Consider the following 20,632-nt stretch of genomic DNA (forward strand, 5'->3'; position numbering starts at 1 on the left):
ACTCACGCTTCCACCGATGCATGAAACCGTCATCCTGCTGGTCGGCCTTGTCTGCGTGCTGACCACGGCGAGCGTCATTGCCGGCATCCTGTCGTGGCGGGCGCCGAAGCCGTTGCCCTCGACGCTCGTCAACTTGAACCAGCGCATCAACGCCTGGTGGGTGATGGTGCTGGCGATCACCGTCGCCTTCTTCTTCGGCCGCACCGGCATGACCATCCTGTTTGCGCTGATCTCGTTTGCCGCGCTGCGCGAGTTCGTGACGCTGACGCACAGCCGGCGCAGCGACCACTGGGTGCTGCTCGGCATGTTCGGCATCATCATTCCCTTCCAGTACTGGCTGGTGTGGACCGCCTGGTACGGGCTCTTCACCATTTTCATCCCCGTCTACTGCTTCCTCTTGATGCCGGCGGTCACCGCGCTCAACGGCGACACCGAGCGCTTCCTCGAGCGCGTGTCCGCGCAGCAATGGGCGGTCATGATCTCGGTCTACTGCGTCAGCCATGTGCCGGCGCTGCTGACCCTCAACGTGCCCGGTTTCGAGGGCCGCAACCTCCTGCTGATCGCCTTCCTGATCATCACCGTGCAAGGCAGCGATGTGCTGCAATACATCTTCGGCAAGCTGTTCGGCCGGCACCTTCTGTCGCCTTCCGTCTCGCCGTCAAAGACCTGGGAGGGGCTGGTCGGCGGGCTGGTGGCATCGAGCCTGCTCGGTGCGCTCTTGTCGTTCCTGACGCCGTTCTCGCCGCTGGCGGCGGCAGGCGTCGCCTTCATTGCCTGCCTGATGGGGTTCCTCGGCGGGCTGGTGGCGTCGGCGATCAAGCGCGACCAGGGGGTCAAGGACTGGGGCCACCTCATCGAAGGCCATGGCGGCATGATGGACCGCGCCGACAGCTTGGTCTTCGCCGCGCCGGTGTTCTTCCACATCGTCCGCTATTTCTGGACGTGAGCGAAGCCGCTCAATCGCGGATCGCGCGGCCCGCCTGCTGCAACAGTTCGAAGGCGGCGAAGCGCTTGTCGTGCCAAGGCACCAGATCGCCGCCGGCCGGGCGATAGATGTCGCCGATGCGCGACATGCCGGTCATCGCCGCGATCACATCGGGATATTTTTGCGCCGCCACCGCCGCCAATATGGACGAGCCGAGCAGCACCGGTTCGGGCGAGGTCGAACCGGCGACGGTCAGGCCTGTGGTGTCGGCCAAAAGCTGACGTACCAGCGCGCTTTGCGCGGCACCGCCGCTGACGACGATGGTGTCGATGGCAATGCCTTTGTTGGCCATCGCCGCAAGGATCTGGCGCACGCCGTAGCCGATGCCCAGCAGGCCGGCGACATAGAGCGCGACCAGACTGTCGAGGGACGTGTCCGTGCCAAGCCCGGCGATCAAGGCCTTGGACTCAGGATCGGCGAAGGGCGAGCGGTTGCCGAGGAATTCCGGCACGACATGCAGTCCATCGGCCAGGTGCGCTACGGCGGACAGGTCGGCGGACTGCTTCGCCGCCTGCTGACCAAGCCAAGCGGTCAGGCCGAGACCTTCCGCCTTGGCTTTTGCGGATGCCTCAGCCGTGGCCGGATGGAAAGCGACGAGGTGGTCGATTGCAGCACCCGCCGCCGATTGCCCGCCTTCATTGAGCCAAAGCCCCGGCACCATCGAGGAAAAATACGGGCCCCAGACGCCGGGCACGAAGGCCGGCTCGCTGGTGCTGGCCATGGTGCAGGCCGAAGTGCCGAACACATAGGCCATGCGCGACTGCAAGGTGCCGACCGAGCCCTGCCCGCCAACCGTGCCGACGCCGCCGGCATGGGCATCGATCAGGCCGGCCGCAACCGGCGTTCCCGGCAGCAGGCCGAGATCGGCCGCGGCGGCCTCAGTCAGGCCTTGGGCAAGTGCCGTGCCGCCTTCGACGATTTCGGTGCCGATGCGGGCAAAGCCTTCATCGGCGAGCGCGCCGAGGCCGATGGCACGGAAATAGGCATCGTCCCAGCGCCGCTCATGACCGAGATAGGTCCATTTGCAGGTCAGCGTGCAGATCGAGCGCGCCAGGCTGCCGGTTGAGCGCCAGGTCAGATAGTCCGTCAGGTCGAAGAAATGCTCGGCCGCATCGAAGGTGGCGGGCAGGTTCTCGCGCAGCCACAGCAGCTTCGGCGTTTCCATTTCCGGCGAGATGGTGCCGCCGACATAGTCGAGCACGGCGTGCTTGCCGGCATTGATGCGCTGCGCCTGGTCGAGCGCGCGGTGATCCATCCAGACGATGATGTTGCGCTGACTGTCGCCGGAACTGCCGACCTGCAACGGCGCGCCGTCCTTGCCGACCACGACCAGCGAACAGGTGGCGTCGAAGCCGATGCCGGCAATGTCGCGCCCAGCGAGCCCCGACTTGGTCACCGCCTCGCGCACGCTGGCGCAAACCGCACGCCAGATGTCCTCGCTCGACTGTTCGGCGATTTCGCCGGGCTCGATGAACAGAGCGATGTCGCGCTTCGCCGAGGCAAGCATGGTGCCCTTGCTGTCGAACACCCCCGCCCTGGCACTGCCAGTGCCGACGTCGATGCCGAGGAAGTGGGACATGGGAAACCTCAGAAGTTAGGCAGTAGGCAGTAGGGAGTAGGCAGTAGGGAGTAGGGAGTAGGGAGTAGGGAGTAGGCGAGATGGTCGGCAGTGAACGGCCAGTTGCAAGAGCCTCTCCCCATTCCCTACTGCCTAATGCCTACTGCCTCACAAATCATTGCTCTGCGGCAGGATCACCAGATCCCGGATAGTGACATTTCTCGGCCTAGTCAGCATGAACAGCACGGCTTCGGCGACCTCGACCGGTTGAATCAGGCCGCCCTTGGCCAGTTCATCCTCAAGCTTGTCCTTCGGCCAGTCGCTGATCAGCGCTGTCACCACCGGCCCCGGCTGCACCGCGCCGAGGCGCAGGCCGTGCGGGGCGACCTGCCGGCGCACCGTGTGGACGAAGGCCTGCACGGCATGCTTGGAGGCGGTGTAGATCGGCTCCCAGACCACCGGCACCAGTCCGGCGATCGAGGACGTCACGATGATGTCGCCGGTCTTTCGTTCGACCATATGCGGAAGCACGGCGTGTATGGAACGGAACACCGCGTTGATGTTGAGGTTCAGCATGCGGTCCCACACATCGGGGTCGCCTTCGAGCACCGGGCCTCCGACATAGGCGCCGGCATTGGCGTGGAAGATATCGAGCTGGCCGGCCTTGTCCAGGATTTGCGGCATCATCGTCGCGACGCTGGCCGGCTCCATCAGATCGATCACCAGCGGGATCGCGTTGGGACCGAGTTCGGTGCAGACGCTTTTCAGCGCGTCGGCGGCGCGGTCGACGAGCACAACGCGAACGCCGGCGGCAATCAGCGCTCTCGCGCATTCCAGGCCTATGCCCGACGCGGCGCCGGTGATCGCCGCGACCTTTCCACTCAAATCCTGAGCCATTCTATCCTCGTATCGATTGCGGTTGCGTTCAGGCGCGGCCGTGGGAAACCCGCGAGCGGCGTGCCAGGGAGTCGACGATGACCGCAATTGCCAGAACGGCGCCGGTGATCATGTAGCGAAGCGACGATGACAGATCGAGCAAGGTCAGCCCGCTGGCGATCGACTGGATGACGATGATCCCGAGCAGCGCGGAATAGGCGCTGCCACGGCCGCCAAACAGGCTGGTGCCGCCTATGACCGCCGCCGCAATGGCGTTGAGGTTGACGTCGCCGGTGCCGGCCTGCTGGCTGGCAGAGGCCAGCCGCGCCGCCGACAGCACGCCGCCGAGGGCGGCGAACATCGAGCACATGACGAAGGCGCTGAGGTAGATCGAGCGCACCTTGATGCCGGCGCGGCGCGCCGCTTCGCGGTTGCCGCCGACGGCGGTCATCGAGCGGCCCCATTGGGTGCGGGTCAGCGCATAGTTCATCGCCACCACCAGGCCGACGAACAGGCCGAACATCCACGGTATGCCGCGCGCCTGGTTGAGATAGCCGACGATCAGTTCGAGCAGGATGGTCAGGGCGGCGACGCGCACGATGAGGCCGCCGACAGATGGCGCCGACAAATTGACGGCCCGGCGGCGGCTGACGGTGCGCAGGCCGCTGATCAGCATGACGATGCCGGGCAATGCCGCCAGTGCATAGGACAGCCAGTCCGGCATGACCAGCAACTGGCCGAAATTCACCAGGTTCGAGCCATAGGGCAGATTGATCGAGCCGGTGGAGCCCAGAATATACAGCTGCAGGCCGAGCACGGCGAGCAGGCCGGCGAGCGTCGAGACGAAGCTTGGCATGCCGAGCCGGTTGAACAGCAAGGCATAGAGCGCGCCGATGAAACCGCCGACGGCAATTGCGGCGAGGATGGCGAGCGCCACCGGCCAGCCCTGGTTGACCCACAGCGTGCCTACCATGGCCGAGGCAAAGCCGCTGATCGAGCCGACCGACAGGTCGATCTCACCGACCATCAGCACGCAGACGATGCCGAGCGCGATGACGCCGACGGTCGAGCAGTCGAACAGGAGATTGACCAGATTGCTCGACGAGACGAAGACCGGATTGAGGGCGGTGAACACGCTCCAGATGATGACCAGGCCGACGATGACCGGCAACGAGCCGAGGTCGCCGGAGCGGACGCGGTCGAAGAAGGCGCTGATGGCGCCACCAACGCCGGCCTGGTGCTTGACGCGCACGTCGCTGCGGTCGAGGGCCGTCGACGAGGAGGTGTCCTGCTTGGGCTCCGCGCTCATGGCCGCTGCTCCTGATTGTTCGCTTGTTCGGCGGCCTTGCGCCGTTCGGCGCGGCGCGACACTGCATTGTTGGCGGCGCCGGTGATGGCGCTGACCAGTTCCTGGTTCGAGGCGTCGGGTTCGAAGACGCCGTTGTTGCGGCCGAGCCTGAGCACGACTATGCGGTCGGCGACGGCGCGCACGTCCTCCATATTGTGACTGATCATCAGCACGCCGAGCCCACGCTCGCGCACCCGGTCGATGAGGTTCAGCACTTCCGCCGTCTGGGCGACGCCAAGAGCGGCGGTCGGCTCGTCGAGCAGGATGACCTTGGGGTCGAGCAGCAGCGAGCGGGCGATCGCCACGGTCTGGCGCTGGCCGCCGGACAGCGAGGCGACCGCCTCGCGGACGCTTGGAATACGCGCCGACAATTCGTTGAGCAGCGTCCAGGCGCGAATTTCCATCGCCACCTCGTCCAGCCGCAGCGGGTTGATCTCCTTGCCGAGAAAGATGTTGGCGACGACGTCGAGGTTTTCGCACAGTGCGAGATCCTGGAAGACGGTGGCGATGCCGAGCGTCAGCGCGGCGCTCGGGTCGGGCATCGTCACTTGCCTGCCGCGGAAATTGATGGTGCCCGAGCTCGGCTGGTGGACGCCGGCCAGAATCTTGACCAGCGTCGACTTGCCGGCGCCATTGTCGCCGACCAGCGCCACCACCTCGCCGGCATGGACATCGAGATCGATATCGGTGAGCGCCGAAACGGCGCCGAAATTCTTCGAGATGCCGCGCAGGCTGAGCACCAGCTCGCCTGCCGAAACCGGTCCGTCAGAGATGTCAGACATGGTGGCAAACCTTTCCGGATGGGCGGTCAAGAGTGACTGCGAACTTCCGGCCACCGCAAGGGCGGCCGGAAAGCAGGATCAGGATTCTAGGTCATCCTTTTATGCATGTCGTTATCCCAAAACCGCTGCGCACTTTTGGGCGACCTGCATTGTCACTTTGTAATGCCGAGCTTCTTGCAACCTTCGGCGTAGCGGTCGACGCAAAGCTCTTCGGCGGTGTTGATCTTCTTGTCGATGATCTCGGCCTTTAGGTTTTCCTGCGTCACCACCGCCGGCGTGAACAGCTGCGAAGGAGTGTCGTAGAGGGTCATTTCGGCCTTCGGCGTCTCGCCCGACAGAAGCTGGACGGCGACGTTGGCGGCAGCCGCCGCAACGATCTCGCTCGGCTTGGAGATGGTGTTGTACTGATCGCCGGCGATGATCAGCTGCAGGGCGGCGATCGTCGCGTCGTTGCCGGTCACCGGCGGCACCGGATCGACACCGGCGGCCTTGAAAGCGGCGATGGCGCCACCACCGGTGCCGTCATTGGCCGCAACGACGCCGACGATCTGCGTGGAGAAGCGGGTGATCTGGCCGCTTGCCCATTGCTGCGCCTTCGGCGGCGCCCATTCCGGCGTGTCGTATTCGGCAAGGATCTTGTAGCCGCTGTTGTCGAGGCTGGAATGGATGCCCTTCTTGATCAGCCCTGCGGCCGCGTCGGTCGGCGATCCGTTGATCTGCAGCAGGCCGCCGCTGGCCGGGTCGACCTTCAGCGCCTTGAGGTGTTCGACGAGCGAGTCGGCAATGGCCTTGCCGATGCCTTCATTGTTGAACGAGACGTAGAAGTCGGCAGGTGCGGTCGGGATCGGGCGATCATAGGCGATGACCTTGACGCCCTGGCTCTGCGCCAGCTTGACCAGCGAGGCGGCGGCGGTCGAGTCGACAGGGTCGAGCACGATCGCCTTGGCGCCCTGCGAGATTACCGAGTTGAACTGCTGCTGCTGGCGCGAGGCGTCGGCATCGGCGTTCTGGTAGATCACCTTGCAGCCGGGGCAGAGTTTTTTCATCTCGGCGACGAAGCCGGGATAGTCGTGCTGCTCGTAGCGCGTCGAGGCCTGGTCGGGCATCAAGAAGGCGACCGTGGCGTCGGTAACCGGGGCGGCAAAGGCAGCGGTGCCGCCAAGAAGAGACAGAGTGAGCGCAATGGCTCCCGTCGATTTCCAGGCAAATCTGGTCATTTTGATAGCTCCGTTTCAAGGAATGGTTTCATGAAGCCCTGGACACCACATGGCGCCGGGCCTTGACTGCAGTCGGCTGTTGCGAGGAACAACGGAGCACTTGATCCGTGCTGCGCATCCCCTTGATATCCCTGGATTTCGGGACAAGCGATCTCCAGCACGGGGCGCCTCCAACGCACCCCGCGTTCTTACCTCAGTAAACGTCTAGGCTCCTCCCGGTCCTCCCTGTTAGGCGGCAATCTCCGCGCTGATGTTTTCCGCCAGCAGGGCCCTGAAGCGCGAAGGCGACATGCCTTTCTGGGTCAGGAACTGGCGGTTGAAATTCGAGATGTTGTTGTAGCCGGCGGCATAGCAGATCTCGGTGATCGGCATGTCGGCCTCGCTCATCAGCAGTTGGCAGGCGAGGTTGATGCGCAACCGGTTGACATACTGCACCAGCGCCATGCCGGTATGGCGGCGGAAGCTGCGCGAAAACGCGCTCGGGCTGCGGCCGGCGATCGCCGCCAGATCGCTTTCGCTGAACGGCTCGGTCAGGTTGGCGTTGATATAGGCAAGCGCCTTGTTGACGCCGGCCGACATGAAGCCTGAGGGATCCGGCAGATAGCTGGCGCTGGTGAGCGTCCGCACATCGGCGGCGCGGCTCAGAATATCGATCAGTTCCATGAACAAAGCGATGCGGCGAACGCCTTGCGCTTCGACCAGTTCGGCCAGCACAGGTGCGGCGAGCTTGGCGGTAGCGGTGGAGAACAGCGCGCCGCGGCGGCTGAGCTCGAGAATGTTTTCACAACCGGCAAGTTCCGGCAACGCGGCGGTGGCGTCGGCAATGAACTCTTGCGAGAACTGCACGACGCGGCCGCGCAGCGGCACGCTGGCGCCTGCCGGCACGTCGCTGACCCAGTTGTGCGGCAGATTGGGTCCGGTGAGCACGAGATTGCCGGGCTCGAACTCGCCGATGAAGTCACCGACGAAATAATGGCCCGTGGTGGCGACGACGTGATGGATTTCGTATTCGGGATGGAAGTGCCAGCGCACGGTATGGAAGGGGTAGCCGTGGGCCCAGGCCTTGAACGACTCGCCGCGTCTGATCTGGACGACTTCCAAGTCCGGATTCATGTCAGTTCCTCCCGGCGCCGGTCCGGTCGTGCGACCAGTTGCAGTGCCCTCTCCCGCAGGCCGCGTTTGCCGCTCTCTGCAGTGATCGAAGCTTAGGCGGCAATTCATGCAGCCGCCACCACGGTGTGTCCACCTCACTGATACTTTTTTGACGTTTTTGTGGTCAAGGCGATACGTTTGCGAGTACGCGGGAGAGATCAGGCCCCGCTTGCGAGACGGTGACGACGCAAACGATGTCGTCGGCAGCGAGAGCTGGTCGCTCGATTTCGGCTCCGTCACAATGATAGTATGCAAAGGGAGCGGAGCGGCATGACAAGGACGTTCACCTATTCCGGCAGCCCTGGGCATATTGTCTTCGGCAATGGCGCGTCGTCCGAGGTGGGCACCTGGATCGAAAAGCTCGGCTGCAACCGCGCGCTGGTGCTGTCGACGCCGCATCGGGCTGCCGACGGCGAGGCGCTTGCCAAGTCCCTCGGCGCGCTGGCGGCCGGCACCTTTTCGGGCGCCGCCATGCACACGCCGGTCGAGGTAACCCAAACGGCAATGGCCAAGGCGACCGAGGTCAAGGCTGACTGCGTTGTTGCGCTTGGCGGCGGCTCTACCACCGGTCTCGGCAAGGCGATCGCCTGGCGCACCGACCTGCCGCAGATCGTCATCCCCACCACCTATGCCGGCTCGGAGGTGACGCCGATCCTCGGTCAGACCGAGAACGGCGAAAAAACCACAATGCGTGACGCAAGGATCCTGCCGGAAGTGGTGATCTACGATCCAGAGCTGACCGTCGGCCTGCCGATAGCGATGAGCGTCGCGTCAGGACTCAACGCCGTGGCGCACGCGGCCGAAGCGCTTTACGCGCAGGATCGCCATCCGATTTCCACCCTGATGGCGAAAGAAGGATTGCGCGCCATGACGGCGGCGCTGCCGGTGTTGACCAAGGAGCCTGGAAATATCGATGCACGCAGCGATGCGCTTTACGGCGCCTGGCTGTGCGGTACGGTGCTCGGCGCCGTCGGCATGGCGCTGCATCACAAGATCTGTCACACGCTGGGCGGCTCTTTCGACATGCCGCATGCCGAGACCCATGCGGTGATGTTGCCGCACACGATCGGCTTCAACGCCGTCGCGGTGCCCGATTTGTTGAAGCCGGTCGCCGACTTGTTTGGCGGCAGTGCGGGCGGCGGTCTCCACGATTTCGCCAAGGCGGTCGGCGCGCCCCTTACATTGAAAGAACTTGGCCTCATGCAGGCCGATCTCGACCGCGCCGCTGAGATTGCGACCAGGAACCCATACTGGAATCCGCGGCCTTTCGACCGCGCCGCAATCCGCGCCCTGTTGCAGGACGCGTGGGAGGGAAGGCGTCCGCAAAACTGACGGCAGCAAGCAAGGAACTTACCCGCCGCGAATTCATCAGGATACCGCCACGACCGGTGTGCTCGCGGCGGCCTCGCGGTGCCGGCGATCGCCTGCCCTTTCGCATATAGCCGACAGGCATGAGTGGCTCCGCCTGGTCGGCGCAGGCCGCTCACGCTTTTGTGCGCGTGAAAAACTGCGCGGCTCGAAAAGCCCATTGACATCAGCCGTGTTTTCGACGCAAACGTTATATTGTTACTGTTATACAGTTACACAGCCCGCCTCTCCGGCGACATACATTTCAGACTGCAAGGAGACCACGGATGCGTCGCATTCCCTTTCTCGCCGCGCTGCTCGTCGCGGTGCCGCTTTTGACCGGCACGGCTGCCCGCGCCGAAGACAAGCTGACCATCGTGGCGGCCGAGAATTTCTATGGCGACCTTGCCCGCCAGATCGGCGGCAGCAACGTCGCCGTCACCAGCATCCTGGCCAATCCCGATGACGATCCGCATCTGTTCGAGACCAGCCCGTCGACGGCGCGCACCATCGCCGACGCCAAGATCGTCATCTATAACGGCGCCGACTACGATCCGTGGATGGACAAGCTGCTGTCGGCCTCGACAGCCAAGGATCGCACGACCATCGTCGCCGCCGACCTGATCGGCAAGAAGTCGGGCGACAACCCGCATCTGTGGTACGACCCGGCGACGCTGCCGGCCATCGCCAAGGCGCTGAGCGCCGATCTTGCCAAACGCGATCCGGCCAATGCAGCGCATTACGAGGCCAATCTCAAGGCATTCCAGACCTCGCTCGAGGCCATTGACAAGGAAATCGCCGACGTCAAGAACACCTATGCCGGCACCGAGGTGACGGCTACCGAGCCGGTCTTCGGCTACATGGCGGAAGCGCTCGGCCTGAAAATGCTGAACTACGATTTCCAGGTGGCTTTGATGAACGATGCGGAGCCGAGCGCCACGCAGGTGGCGGCGTTCGAAAACAGCCTGAAGGACGGCTCGGCCAAGATCCTGTTCTACAATTCGCAGGTGACCGACGAGGCAACGACAAGGCTGCTCGACATCGCCAGGCAGAATAAGGTCACTGTCATCGGCGTCACCGAGACGGAACCGGCGGGCCAGACGATCCAGACCTGGTTCCGCGGCCAGATCGACGCGGTCCAGAAGGCGCTCGCCGCCCGCACACAATGAATGTGACTGCGAATGAATGTGACTAAATGAACGCAATCGAATTCGACAAGGTCACGCTGACCTATGGGGGACGCCGGGTTTTATCCGACGTCTCCTTTTCTCTACCGCAAGGCGCCTTTGTCGGCCTGCTCGGCGCCAATGGCGCCGGCAAGACGACGATGCTGCGCGCCATTCTCGGCCTGATCAAACCGGCCGGCGGCGCCATTTCGGTGCTTGGCAAATCGCCGACGCGCGGCAACGCCGACATCGGCTATATGCCGCAGGCGCGGCGCGCGCTTGGCGATGTCGGCGTCAGCGGCCTCGACTTCGTGCTGAGTGCCGCCGGCGGGCATCGCTGGGGCTGGCCCGTCGCATCGGCTGCCGAGAAGGAGGCGGCGTGGAAGGCACTTGAAGAGGTGGGCGCCGGCAGCCTCGCGCGCCGTCCCTTGGGCGAGCTTTCCGGTGGCGAGCGCCAGCGCATCCTGATTGCGCAATCGTTGATCGGCAATCCGCAACTGCTTTTGCTCGACGAGCCGCTGATCAGCCTCGATGCGGGCCATCAGCGCGCGATCATCGACCTGGTGCACGACATCGGCGAGCGGCTCGGCATTGCCGTGCTGTTCTGCTCGCACGAGATCAACCCGCTGCTGCGCGCCGTCGACCGCGTGCTCTATCTCGGCAACCGCAAGGCGGCGATCGGTTCCGTCGACGAGGTCATCAGCGGTCCGGTGCTGTCGAAACTCTATGGCACGCATATCAATGTGGTGCGGGTTGCCGGCCGCATCTTCGTCATGGCCGACGATGTCGAACTGGAGAGCGGGGCGCATGTCCACGATCTTTGACTATGAATTCATGCGCAACGCCTTCTATGCCTGCACCATTGTCGGCATCGTTTCGGGCGCGGTCGGCTATTTCCTCGTGCTCCGGGGCCAGACCTTCGCCGGCCATGCGCTCTCCCATGTCGGCTTTCCCGGTGCCACCGGGGCCGGTCTGATCGGGCTGTCGCCGTTTCTCGGCCTCACGGTGTTTACCGTCGCCGCCGGCATCGGCATCGGCCTGCTGGGGGAGCGCGCGCATCGCGACGTCGCCATTGGCATCGTTTTGACGCTGTCGCTCGGCCTGGGCTTGCTGTTTCTGCATTTCTACACCGCCTTCGCCTCCCAGGCGACCAACGTGCTGTTCGGTAATGTGCTGGGCATCAGCCTGCGCACCGTCATCGTGCTTGCGGTCCTGGCAGTGGCGATCCTCGCAGCTCTTGTGCTGATCGCGCGCCCGCTGCTGTTCGCCAGCCTGCAGCCGGAACTCGCCGAAGCGCGCGGCGTGCCGCTCACTCTTGTCTCGACCCTGTTCATGGTGCTGGTCGCCGTCGCCACGTCCGAGGCGGTGCAGATCGTCGGCGTGCTGCTCGTCTTCGCGCTGATGGTGGCGCCTGCAGCCACCGCGCTCAGGCTTACCAGCGGCGTCGGAGCCGGCGTGCTGACGTCCATCGCGCTTGCCGTGATCATCGCCTGGATCAGCCTGACGCTCGCCTTCCTGACCGACTGGCCGACGAGCTTCTGGATCACGGCGCTGGGCGCGGCGGCCTATGTCGTCAGCGGCATCGTCCGGCGCCCGTCGGTCCGAGAGACTCAGAGCGCCGACGCCGGCCCCTGAGGCTTGCCCTCCGGCAGGTCGATCGGGCGGGCTGCAAAACTGACGTCAGGGAAATACACCCAAAAAAAGTCCGGTCTACAATCCGGCTCCTGAAACGTTTCAGCCGCGAAAGACAAATTCATCCAATCGCCTAGATCGCGACCTCTGTCGCGCCAAAGGTCCGCTCCGGAGCGGCCGGAATGCCCGGAAAACCGCCATTTCAAACGCATTTTGCAGCGGCGAATGGCTTGCGCGAGGCCGGCTGGAAAGCTGGCCGGGAGGCGCAAAAGGGACCTCGCGCGGCCATTGCGGGCGGCGTTGACAGACCGCGGTGCTGCATGCGTATAGCAAGCCATGGGTCACGCCATGGCCGTGGCGGTTGAGACGGGGCTGGGGGGTTTCGTAACAACAGCATTGACGGCCCGGCGCCGGACGGGCGGCATGCACTCTCGAAGTGCGCCGCTCGCTCTTGGCTGACGCGCCGGCGACCCGGCAGCAGTCCTGGCCTGCGTTATCTCGACCAGGCTCCGCAGAACGCCATCGTCTCAGCTTTTCGATCCGCATCGGTTCGAAGCGAACGAGGTGACGCCCTCTTAACCGATATTCGCTTCGCTACGTCCCCCTCCCCCTGCTGGGCGAGGGGGACGCTGGCGATGAACCGCGCCGGCCGAGGTGTATCGGCACCGATCAGGAACTGCCGACGACGCGATCAAGCAAGCTTGACGACGAGCCGATCAGGCGACCCTGACGACGTCGATCAGGCAAGCCTGACGACGTCGATCAAGCAAGCTTGACGACGAAGTGCTTGGTTACCGGCTCGAGGATCTGCCAGGTGCCCTTGAAATCGGCTTCGACCACGAACGCATCGCCCGGACCGACCTCGACAGGCGTGCCGCCATCGGGCGTGATGATGATGCGGCCGGCGATCATGTGCACGAACTCATAGTCGGTGTAGGTGGCGTGATAAGTGCCGGGCGAGGCCCGCCAGGTGCCCGACAGCACCTTGCCGTCGGCGGTGGTGTGCTGCACGGCGGTCTGCATGGTCGGCCGGCCCGCGACAACGATCCAGCCCGGTAAGTCGCCGCCCTCGGCATGCTCGACAGCGCCGAATTTGAAAATGGTGGTGTTGGTCATGGGAGGCTCCGTTTGAATTGCATGGCTGCCGGTTGGATAGCCGATGCGTGTGACGGGGGCAACGCAAGGGCCGACCCCGGATGTCGGAGATTTGGCGAAGGAGGCGGGAGAGCGGCCTTCTCCCCGTTCACCGGGAGAAGGAAGAATCTCCCCCAATGTTGCCGGCAGATCATCGCCGCGCGGCCGAACCTGGTGGTGATCTCGGAGATCGCGCTGGACAGCCTGGACAAGATGTCAGCCGGCACGCAGGCGCCCGTCAGCCAGGATGCCGACGGGCGCGCCGGTCTGCACGCGACGCTCACCGCGTTCAGCCAGGCCGGGCTGAAAGTTGCCGTCATCCGCGACGTGCCGTTCAGCGACGATCATGTCGACACCTGCGTGGCGCGCGCGCTGTGGCGCGGCGAAAAGCCGTCGCTGTGCGACCAGAAGCGCGCCGAAGCCGCCAACGACGCCAACGCCGCCGTGGAGCGCAACGTCGTACGCGCCGTGCCCGGCGCCAGCTACATCGACCTGACCAGCCAGTTCTGCGACGCCAGGACCTGCCACGTCTTCATCAACGGCAAGATCGCCTACCGCGACCAGCATCATTTGGCGACAGCGTTCGCGGAAACGCTGGAGCCGGCGGTGGAGAAGGCGGTGGTCGAGAGGGTGAGGTAGGGCAGCGTTTGATCAGTGTATCGCCCCAGCGAATTCGTTTCGGTGATGAGCAAGAAATGCCGGATTGGGCCACAGCCTTGGATCCGACGGCAAGTGCAACCCTTGATGGTCCGGACGGAAGAGGTTTCTCAATTCGCTAGGCACCCGGTTATGGGCGACCAGAAGCCGGTGGTTCTCGTCAATCGAGATGAGATGCCGGTCAAAAAGCCAGTGCACGGTCGCTGATAGAGCGATGCCATTTTGGACAACATCGGGACCACCGGCCGCAACCGGCTTGATGTGCGCGGCCTGAACTTCAGCCCGGCCGCCGCCGTTGATAATCCGCAGGCCGGTGACTGCGCATGTATCCCCGTAGGCTCGACAGACTTCTAGCCGAAAAGTCGCGTCGCGGACTTTGCGGTTTAACAATATCTGTTCGACGCGTCGATCGACTGCCTCGGCCATTCCCATATGTGTTGGAAACGAAACGTCTACGGGCAGAATGTCGAGGCCGAGTTTCCTAGCGTTGGCGGGATCAAGTGTCTCGCTGAGGCCGGCCAACACGATATCGTCGAAATCCTCGATCAGAATCGGACGTATCGACTTTCCTTGCACCGCTTGGCCGACGCGACTGGGATCCACGATGGTGCGCAGCAGCGTCTCCGCATAGCGGCCATCATTGACGAACGGCACGGGCGTCGGAAAATCTAGATAGTCCGCCACATGGGCATAGTAGTGGCCGGCTCGCTCGGGATCCGGCTCGACACTAATCACGCGAGCTGCAGCGACATAGGCGCGCCGACCGCCATTGCGTCGCGGCTCGCGATAAAGGACCCAATCACCTACCGCTTTGCGAGCCCCCTCTAGGTAGCGGGCAGGGAAATGATAGCGGCCCTCGCTATCCTTGTAGCCAGAGTTCCGCTTCAGATCGAAAACGGCTTTCACGATCCAATCCTTAAGAATTTCAAAGAGTTTGAGCGTAGCAGCTTATTGGGTTGTCTCGCGAGCCTCCGGGGCTCGTATCGCAGCCCAGTTCTGCGTCATGATAGCACCCGATAGGAGAGCGAGGACGGCCTTCTGCGATAGGTTTCCCACCGGCGGACGGTCCACAACGTCCGCAACCTCACATCGGCTTGGCAGAGCTAGGCTTGCCTCTATTTACTAGCTTCCAGAGCGGCGGCAATCAGCTCGGGAAGATGGTTGGGATCTTTCGTTTCGCATTCCCACAACACCCTCACCTTCCACCCCATTCGCTCAAGTTCGGCAACATTCTCCCGATCTCTACAAACGTTGCGGTTGAACTTTGCCTCCCAGAATTCCGTTTTCGATTTCGGCATGCCAGCTTTCTTGCAACCTGGATGCCGATGCCAGAAGCAGCCATGCACGAATACGACGACATGATGCTTCCGGAACACCAAGTCAGGTTTGCCAGGAAGATCACACGGATGTAACCGAAACCGATAGCCTAACGCGTGCGCGACACGCCGAACCCGCATCTCGGGCAGGGTATCTTTCCCTTTGACCCGTCTCATCAACCAAGAACGGCGCTCGGATGTTAGACGATCCATCCACTCACTCTGCTGCTATCGCGGTCGGGTTTCGTCATACAAGGCAGTCCGGATTGCAGTGAAAATTGCCCGCGCCATGATCGGCGACACGCTATTGCCGATCATACGGAACGAATGCCATACAGTCGGATGGAACAAGTGCCAATCTGGAAAGCCCTGTAGCCGAGCGGCTTCCCGCGCAGTGATTACTCTGGGCTCGTCTGGGTGGATTGGACGGACAGACTGATAGGACCCCTTATCCGATCCTGTTCCGGCGCGGAGGGTCGGACATTGACCTTCCCACGAAAGTCGCGGATGGCGCCCAATCTTGTCCATGCCACCATGAGGGACCGATTGGAATCGCTGAACCACCTTCGGTGTATGAAGCGTAGGACGATGCCCTGTGAAGCAGCCGTTAGCTGCCCGCAAACCCCGAGCGTATTTGGAAACGCTGCGTGTTGGCGGCAATTTCCAAGTGTCGAACCCATCTACTTCGCCAAGTTCGGACGCACAACCCAAGTCGTCGATTGCGGCTCGCACGGTCACTGGCGGGCAACGCTGCCGCTCGACATCTTCCAGTGTAACCATGGCTTGAAGATCTTTGCGATAGCCAACGACAAACAGCCTTTGTCGTTTCGTGGCTGCCCCAAACGCAGCGGCATCCCAAATGTGCGGACCGAGAAGCTCGTACCTCCCACTCACTTGGGCCAACGCTTCGTCGAGAACGTTGCGCGCATCCGAATTCGCCAACCCTCGAACGTTCTCCATGACGAAGAACGACGGCTCAAGTTCTTTAACGATGCGGAAGAAGTGTCCAAGCAGTTGTCGCCTGGGATCATCCTTGTCACGACGGCCAATGTCGCTGAAACCTTGACATGGAGGCCCGCCGAATATGCCGTCGATCGAGCCTCCGGCGGCCTTTAGAAGCTCTACGCCGGAAAGGCTCGAAACGTCCCGTGTCAATAGCCGCGTATCGGCAAAATTTGCAGAGTAGGAGGAGGAAAGAATGGGGTCGTTGTCGACGGCCACAGCAACATTGAATCCAGCCAGATGTGCTCCTAGAGAAAACCCGCCTGCGCCGCAAAATAGATCAACTAGCTTGACCGGTCTCATCTATATCATTAATCCTTGGTAATATACACTGCCAATATAGACCAAACTCCATCGCATGATCTATGCGAGGATTTGGGCAAAGGCCGGGTACTGCCGATAGTAGTTTTGAAAAGCCTCGATTTGATCGTCTTCCAGATCGAACCCGAGCCCTTGCACGATCACACGCGTCAGCTTTCCCGCTCTGGGTAACATTGCCTGAAGAGAGGCAGCCTCACGAATCGTCAAATGTGGCGCAATGATAGGCTTTGTCGGCTTGCAACGCCATCTTTGATCGGCGACCAGATCGCGCGCCACTTTGGCTGCGCCTTTCGATGGGAGCAAACCGCCAACCGTGACCATAGGCGCAGAATCTTTGTACACAATACGAAAAGCCGGGACGAACCCTCCCGGACGAGACAGATCGGCCGCCACCGATTGCGTGAAATCTAGCGCCAGATCCGCAAGGGTTTGCTGCATTCTCTCGTCTTTGCATGCATTCTTCGGCAAATCGTCGGGGACCACATCGCCAAACAAGTCTCGTAATCGTTCGACCCGCTCAGGGGCTCTGCCGTAGGACATCTCGTGTCCGTTAAAAGTAATCAAGAGAATGCTGTTTTCCGGAGCATTTTCCACCAGTGAGCGGACATCGTCGGACACCGATTCGTCGAACTCGCCATCGTAGTCCAGCCAAACCATCCAAGGACGCCTAGAGATGGCTGGATCCACAAAAAGCTTCGGAAGTACGACACCCGACAGCCCTTCGATTACCCTAACCGTAGCATAGGGCGCGTTGAAGGTGGCGCGCCGGTATCCTATCTCCTGAGCCTCTATGGAAATCATGTCGTCGATCCCCAATACCTTGTGAGCCATCGCGAAGTCGGTGAACCAAATGGACCCAAGGCCGATGTAAACGAGGTGGTCAAAATCGAGATGACCCTGCAGGTGATGAACGCCATTGAATACGAGATGGCGCTGTATGGTTTTACTCGGTCGCAAACTGTAGTTGATCGTATCGAACGAGGCCATCATTCGTCTCCGACTAAGTCGTCAAAGGCGTAGTCGAACGACTTCAGACCGACTTCCCGGTACGGCAGATTTATGCTTCCGAATTCTTGGGCAAGCCGCTTTAATCGCGCGACCGGAACGGAGTAGTGGACGTTGGCAACCCGCTCTTTCGGCTGAGCGACAAATGTTGGAAGCGAGACAGCAGCCCGCGGGACGACTTGGTAAATCGGCACCGCGATTGCTGCTGCTTCGACAACTTTTGCCTCGTCGATCGCTTGTTTTCTCATATTCGTGTAGTCGATCCAAGCGCGGGAAACTTCCCGCATCTTGGGCCTGGCGCGTCGGTAAATTTCAGACGATTGATCGACGCTACGTTTGGTGGTGGTCATAGGCAGAGCGCCAGCATTGGCCGACGTAAACAGAATAATACCTATAAACCCCGAATACTGGCGATGCCACTGCGGCCAGTTCTCGGTTCCCCATCCAGACACAGTGGCCTTGTCAGCAGCAAGCACGATCCGCCCGTTGCACACCACGTACCAACCGAATCTCTTATCGCCTTCGTCTTCTTCGTCGGGCTCCGAACTCTCTGGTGGAGGAGCCGCCATTCCCCCAATGACTTCTACCTGCACCCGATCGGGCCCAGTAAAATCTTCATACGCAATACGCACGGGAGCGAATTCTTTGCTCTGGCGAAGTTCTATAGTCCACCCAGCAATAGCTATATTATTTAGCTAAGCCCTCTATTGAGGTGCAGTGAGTAGTCGCGTGAGATGGTGCGACGGAGGTTTTGCAGGAACGCAGGGCTAGCGAAGGCCGCCTTTGCTCCATCTGTCAACTCGCTAATTGTGATCTCAACCCCATTCGAAGGAAGAGGATCGCTTTCCTCCAAATCAAAGTCCCACGGCGGGACATCGTTCTTCAGCCATTCGGTCACATTGATCGGAACGACAAACGACTGACGGGTACCATTTCTCTCTAAGTAAGTGCTCCGAATATTGATTTCGCCACCGATCTTGAATATAGCTCTCTTCATACCGATGCCGTAAACACCGATGCTATAATCCTCATGCTCTTCGAGCGCTTGCCGACCAAAACTGAATGCATGGTTGATCGCGGCGTTGAGAGTCATGCCACCACAATTGTCTACTATACAAAAACTGTCTTCCAACGCTTCTATGTCAATTCTATATTTTGAAAGATCTACTTCTTCAGCCAAACCCATCGGCCGGCTTCCCTCGCTACTCCAAGCGCCGTCAATGCTATTATCGATCAAGTCGAGAATACAGTCCTCCAGGGTAATGTCTCGTGTGATCATCCGAACGAAGAACGTCTTGGTCGGATTCGCTATTGCCTTAGTTTTCCGAATTTCTGTTTCCGCCATCGATCTGCCCCCCAACACTGTCATAAGACTACGGCCCAGTATCTACCTTGACAATTGGAAACATAGTTTTCCCCATGTCCCGGGCATTTGCGCCGCAACCGTTTCATATAAATTTTCCCTCGAGGTTGTCCCGGCAGCAACCCAACCGCCGCCTCCGGAACAGCTCGAAGACCCGCTATAGCACAGAGTTCCGAACAATAGCCTTCCTTCCAATCCCCATCATCCCCTCGAACCCATCAGCCAAATTCGCTACCGCCACCACCAGCATGGAGCGCACGCTTTCCGGGCGGCCGACCGTCGGGTCGGCGCCGAGCAGCACGGCTTGCCCCGGTCGATGACGAAATCGTTTTTTCCGTAATTGAAGTCGAGTTGGGGACAAAGAGGGCGCATCTCATCGTCCATCGGCACGCCGACGAACCCGCTAGCCACCACGCTTGCAAATCTCCCCCCAAATGCCATCTAGATCACAGGCGCACCGCCGGTGCGCCTTAGCCACGGAGCTTTCACTTGACGCAGCGAAGCGGCAGTGCGGACTTGCCGCTGCATGGCGGGCGGGTTCCGAAATGGCTGGGCGATCGCATGACGCGGCTGGGCGCGGTGCTGTGCGAGGCGATCATCCATCACTATGGCCGCGACGAGCTGTTGCGCCGGCTGGCGCATCCGTTCTGGTTCCAGTCTTTCGGCGCCGTCATGGGCATGGACTGGCACTCCTCGGGCATCACCACCTCGGTCGTCGGGGCGCTGAAGCGCGGGCTGAATCCGATGTCTCGCGAGTTCGGCATTCATGTCTGCGGCGGGCGCGGCGCGCATTCGCGCAAGACGCCGCAGGAGCTGACCGCGATCGGCGAACGCGTCGGCATCGATGGCGCGGCCCTCGCCACCGCCAGCCGCCTCGTCGCCAAGGTGGACAGCGCGGCGGTGCAGGACGGCTTCGACCTCTATCTGCACGGCTTCATCGTCACCGATGACAGCCGGTGGGTGGTGGTGCAGCAAGGCATGAATGGCGACAGCCGCCAGGCGCGGCGCTATCACTGGCTGTCGGAAGGGCTGACCAGCTTCGTCGACCAGCCGCATGCGGCGATCGAAGGCGAGCGGCAGGGCGAGATCGTCAACCTCACCGACCATCGCGCCGAGCCGTCGCGGACCGGACAGCTCGATTTGTTGAAGACCATGAGCCCGGAGCGGATCCTTGACGAGCTTGCCGTGCTGGAGCCGCCGCCGAAAGTACCGCCTGCGAAACTGCCGGCGCAGCCGATGCTGCCCAATCTGGTGATGCCGGCGCATCATGACGTGCGCGAGAGCGACATCGTCATGCACCGGCTGCACGGCAACATTTCGGCCGCCATCGAAAGCGGGCCGGCCGATTTTCCCGAACTGCTGCTGGTGCCCGGCGTCGGCGCGCGCACCGTGCGGGCGCTGGCCATGGTGGCGGAAGTGGTGCACGGCGCGCCCTGCCGCTTCTCCGACCCGGCGCGCTTCTCGCTCGCCCATGGCGGCAAGGACCGCCACCCCTTCCCGGTGCCGCTGAAAGTCTATGACGAGACGATCGCGGTGCTGAAATCGGCCGTCGGCAAGGCAAAGCTCGGCCGCGAGGAAGAGCTTGGCGCGCTGAAGCGGCTGGATGGCGAAGCGCGGCGGCTGGAGCGCTACGTCACCGGGCCGAGCCTTAAGGAGATCGTCGCCGGCGAGTTCGACCAGTCGCACCTGCTTGGCGGGCGCAGTGTGTTTGGGTGGGAGACGGCGGCGGAAAGCGACGACGGTTCAGACAGGGGCCGCCAGTAGCGGCCTG

20 protein-coding genes are annotated in these 20,632 nt (G+C 62.2%); 7 read left to right on the forward strand and 13 right to left on the reverse strand.

Features of this window, described 5'->3' with window-relative positions; genetic code table 11:
* Positions 1 to 16: 16 nt before the first annotated feature.
* The gene (locus tag X750_RS147570) at positions 17 to 946 is read left to right on the forward strand and encodes a phosphatidate cytidylyltransferase (RefSeq protein ID WP_023735450.1); all 930 of its coding nucleotides are present in this window, start codon (positions 17 to 19) and stop codon (positions 944 to 946) included.
* Between the two features lie 10 nt (positions 947 to 956).
* Here the strand turns inward: X750_RS147570 and X750_RS147565 are convergent, their stop codons facing one another.
* From X750_RS147565 to X750_RS147540, 6 genes are all read right to left on the reverse strand, one after another.
* Positions 957 to 2,564 (reverse strand): FGGY-family carbohydrate kinase, encoded by a 1,608-nt coding sequence (locus tag X750_RS147565; RefSeq protein ID WP_023740091.1) that lies wholly within the window; start codon positions 2,562 to 2,564, stop codon positions 957 to 959.
* A gap of 147 nt (positions 2,565 to 2,711) precedes the next feature.
* Positions 2,712 to 3,440 carry an SDR family oxidoreductase gene (locus tag X750_RS147560; RefSeq protein WP_023735452.1) on the reverse strand — a complete coding sequence of 243 codons (729 nt, stop codon included), beginning with the start codon at positions 3,438 to 3,440 and terminating at the stop codon, positions 2,712 to 2,714.
* A gap of 28 nt (positions 3,441 to 3,468) precedes the next feature.
* A complete protein-coding gene (locus X750_RS147555) occupies positions 3,469 to 4,728 on the reverse strand; it encodes an ABC transporter permease (RefSeq protein ID WP_023672500.1) in 1,260 nt (419 codons plus the stop codon).
* Positions 4,725 to 5,549 (reverse strand): ATP-binding cassette domain-containing protein, encoded by an 825-nt coding sequence (locus X750_RS147550; RefSeq protein ID WP_023715131.1) that lies wholly within the window; start codon positions 5,547 to 5,549, stop codon positions 4,725 to 4,727. The genes X750_RS147555 and X750_RS147550 overlap by 4 nt, the downstream gene beginning before the upstream one ends.
* A gap of 152 nt (positions 5,550 to 5,701) precedes the next feature.
* Positions 5,702 to 6,766 carry a sugar ABC transporter substrate-binding protein gene (locus tag X750_RS147545; RefSeq protein ID WP_023672498.1) on the reverse strand — a complete coding sequence of 355 codons (1,065 nt, stop codon included), beginning with the start codon at positions 6,764 to 6,766 and terminating at the stop codon, positions 5,702 to 5,704.
* Positions 6,767 to 6,994: 228 nt separating this feature from the next.
* Complete coding sequence (locus X750_RS147540) at positions 6,995 to 7,879, reverse strand: AraC family transcriptional regulator (protein ID WP_023672497.1); 885 nt, start codon at positions 7,877 to 7,879, stop codon at positions 6,995 to 6,997.
* Between the two features lie 309 nt (positions 7,880 to 8,188).
* Here X750_RS147540 and X750_RS147535 point away from each other — a divergent pair, with 309 nt between their 5' ends.
* From X750_RS147535 to X750_RS147520, 4 genes are all read left to right on the forward strand, one after another.
* Entirely contained in the window at positions 8,189 to 9,250 is a 1,062-nt protein-coding gene (locus X750_RS147535) for a maleylacetate reductase (RefSeq protein WP_023747844.1), read from the forward strand.
* 302 nt (positions 9,251 to 9,552) lie between these two features.
* On the forward strand, positions 9,553 to 10,434 hold the full coding sequence (locus X750_RS147530; protein ID WP_023740093.1) for a zinc ABC transporter substrate-binding protein: 882 nt from the start codon (positions 9,553 to 9,555) through the stop codon (positions 10,432 to 10,434).
* Positions 10,435 to 10,460: 26 nt separating this feature from the next.
* Positions 10,461 to 11,255 (forward strand): ABC transporter ATP-binding protein, encoded by a 795-nt coding sequence (locus X750_RS147525; protein ID WP_023735454.1) that lies wholly within the window; start codon positions 10,461 to 10,463, stop codon positions 11,253 to 11,255.
* Positions 11,239 to 12,066, forward strand: a complete 828-nt coding sequence (locus X750_RS147520) for a metal ABC transporter permease (protein ID WP_023740094.1) — start codon at positions 11,239 to 11,241, stop codon at positions 12,064 to 12,066. The genes X750_RS147525 and X750_RS147520 overlap by 17 nt, the downstream gene beginning before the upstream one ends.
* A 759-nt stretch (positions 12,067 to 12,825) precedes the next feature.
* On the opposite strand, the gene X750_RS147515 is transcribed toward X750_RS147520, so the two are convergent.
* Entirely contained in the window at positions 12,826 to 13,179 is a 354-nt protein-coding gene (locus X750_RS147515) for a cupin domain-containing protein (RefSeq protein ID WP_023688994.1), read from the reverse strand.
* 195 nt (positions 13,180 to 13,374) lie between these two features.
* On the opposite strand from X750_RS147515, the gene X750_RS147510 reads away from it, so the two are divergent.
* Positions 13,375 to 13,836 carry an SGNH hydrolase domain-containing protein gene (locus X750_RS147510; RefSeq protein WP_198020987.1) on the forward strand — a complete coding sequence of 154 codons (462 nt, stop codon included), beginning with the start codon at positions 13,375 to 13,377 and terminating at the stop codon, positions 13,834 to 13,836.
* Between the two features lie 12 nt (positions 13,837 to 13,848).
* On the opposite strand, the gene X750_RS147505 is transcribed toward X750_RS147510, so the two are convergent.
* From X750_RS147505 to X750_RS1000000166470, 6 genes are all read right to left on the reverse strand, one after another.
* On the reverse strand, positions 13,849 to 14,760 hold the full coding sequence (locus tag X750_RS147505; RefSeq protein ID WP_023747847.1) for an HNH endonuclease: 912 nt from the start codon (positions 14,758 to 14,760) through the stop codon (positions 13,849 to 13,851).
* Between the two features lie 209 nt (positions 14,761 to 14,969).
* Positions 14,970 to 15,383, reverse strand: coding sequence for a very short patch repair endonuclease (locus X750_RS1000000164705; protein ID WP_023747848.1), 414 nt, complete (start codon positions 15,381 to 15,383; stop codon positions 14,970 to 14,972).
* Positions 15,384 to 15,398: 15 nt separating this feature from the next.
* Positions 15,399 to 16,475 carry a DNA cytosine methyltransferase gene (locus X750_RS1000000164710; protein WP_032904564.1) on the reverse strand — a complete coding sequence of 359 codons (1,077 nt, stop codon included), beginning with the start codon at positions 16,473 to 16,475 and terminating at the stop codon, positions 15,399 to 15,401.
* Between the two features lie 60 nt (positions 16,476 to 16,535).
* The gene (locus X750_RS147500) at positions 16,536 to 17,480 is read right to left on the reverse strand and encodes an O-methyltransferase (protein WP_198020988.1); all 945 of its coding nucleotides are present in this window, start codon (positions 17,478 to 17,480) and stop codon (positions 16,536 to 16,538) included.
* Positions 17,480 to 18,130, reverse strand: coding sequence for a hypothetical protein (locus tag X750_RS1000000166465; RefSeq protein WP_198020989.1), 651 nt, complete (start codon positions 18,128 to 18,130; stop codon positions 17,480 to 17,482). Before X750_RS1000000166465 ends, X750_RS147500 begins: the two co-directional genes overlap by 1 nt.
* 59 nt (positions 18,131 to 18,189) lie before the next feature.
* Positions 18,190 to 18,843: an ATP-binding protein gene (locus X750_RS1000000166470; protein ID WP_198020990.1), complete on the reverse strand. Its 654-nt coding sequence runs from the start codon at positions 18,841 to 18,843 to the stop codon at positions 18,190 to 18,192.
* Positions 18,844 to 19,350: 507 nt separating this feature from the next.
* Between X750_RS1000000166470 and X750_RS147495 the strand changes: the two genes are divergently transcribed.
* Positions 19,351 to 20,625: a DUF763 domain-containing protein gene (locus X750_RS147495; RefSeq protein ID WP_023747852.1), complete on the forward strand. Its 1,275-nt coding sequence runs from the start codon at positions 19,351 to 19,353 to the stop codon at positions 20,623 to 20,625.
* Positions 20,626 to 20,632 lie beyond the last annotated feature (7 nt).

The sequence above is a fragment of the Mesorhizobium sp. LNJC391B00 genome (genome assembly GCF_000502535.1).
In the GTDB taxonomy this organism is placed as follows: domain Bacteria; phylum Pseudomonadota; class Alphaproteobacteria; order Rhizobiales; family Rhizobiaceae; genus Mesorhizobium.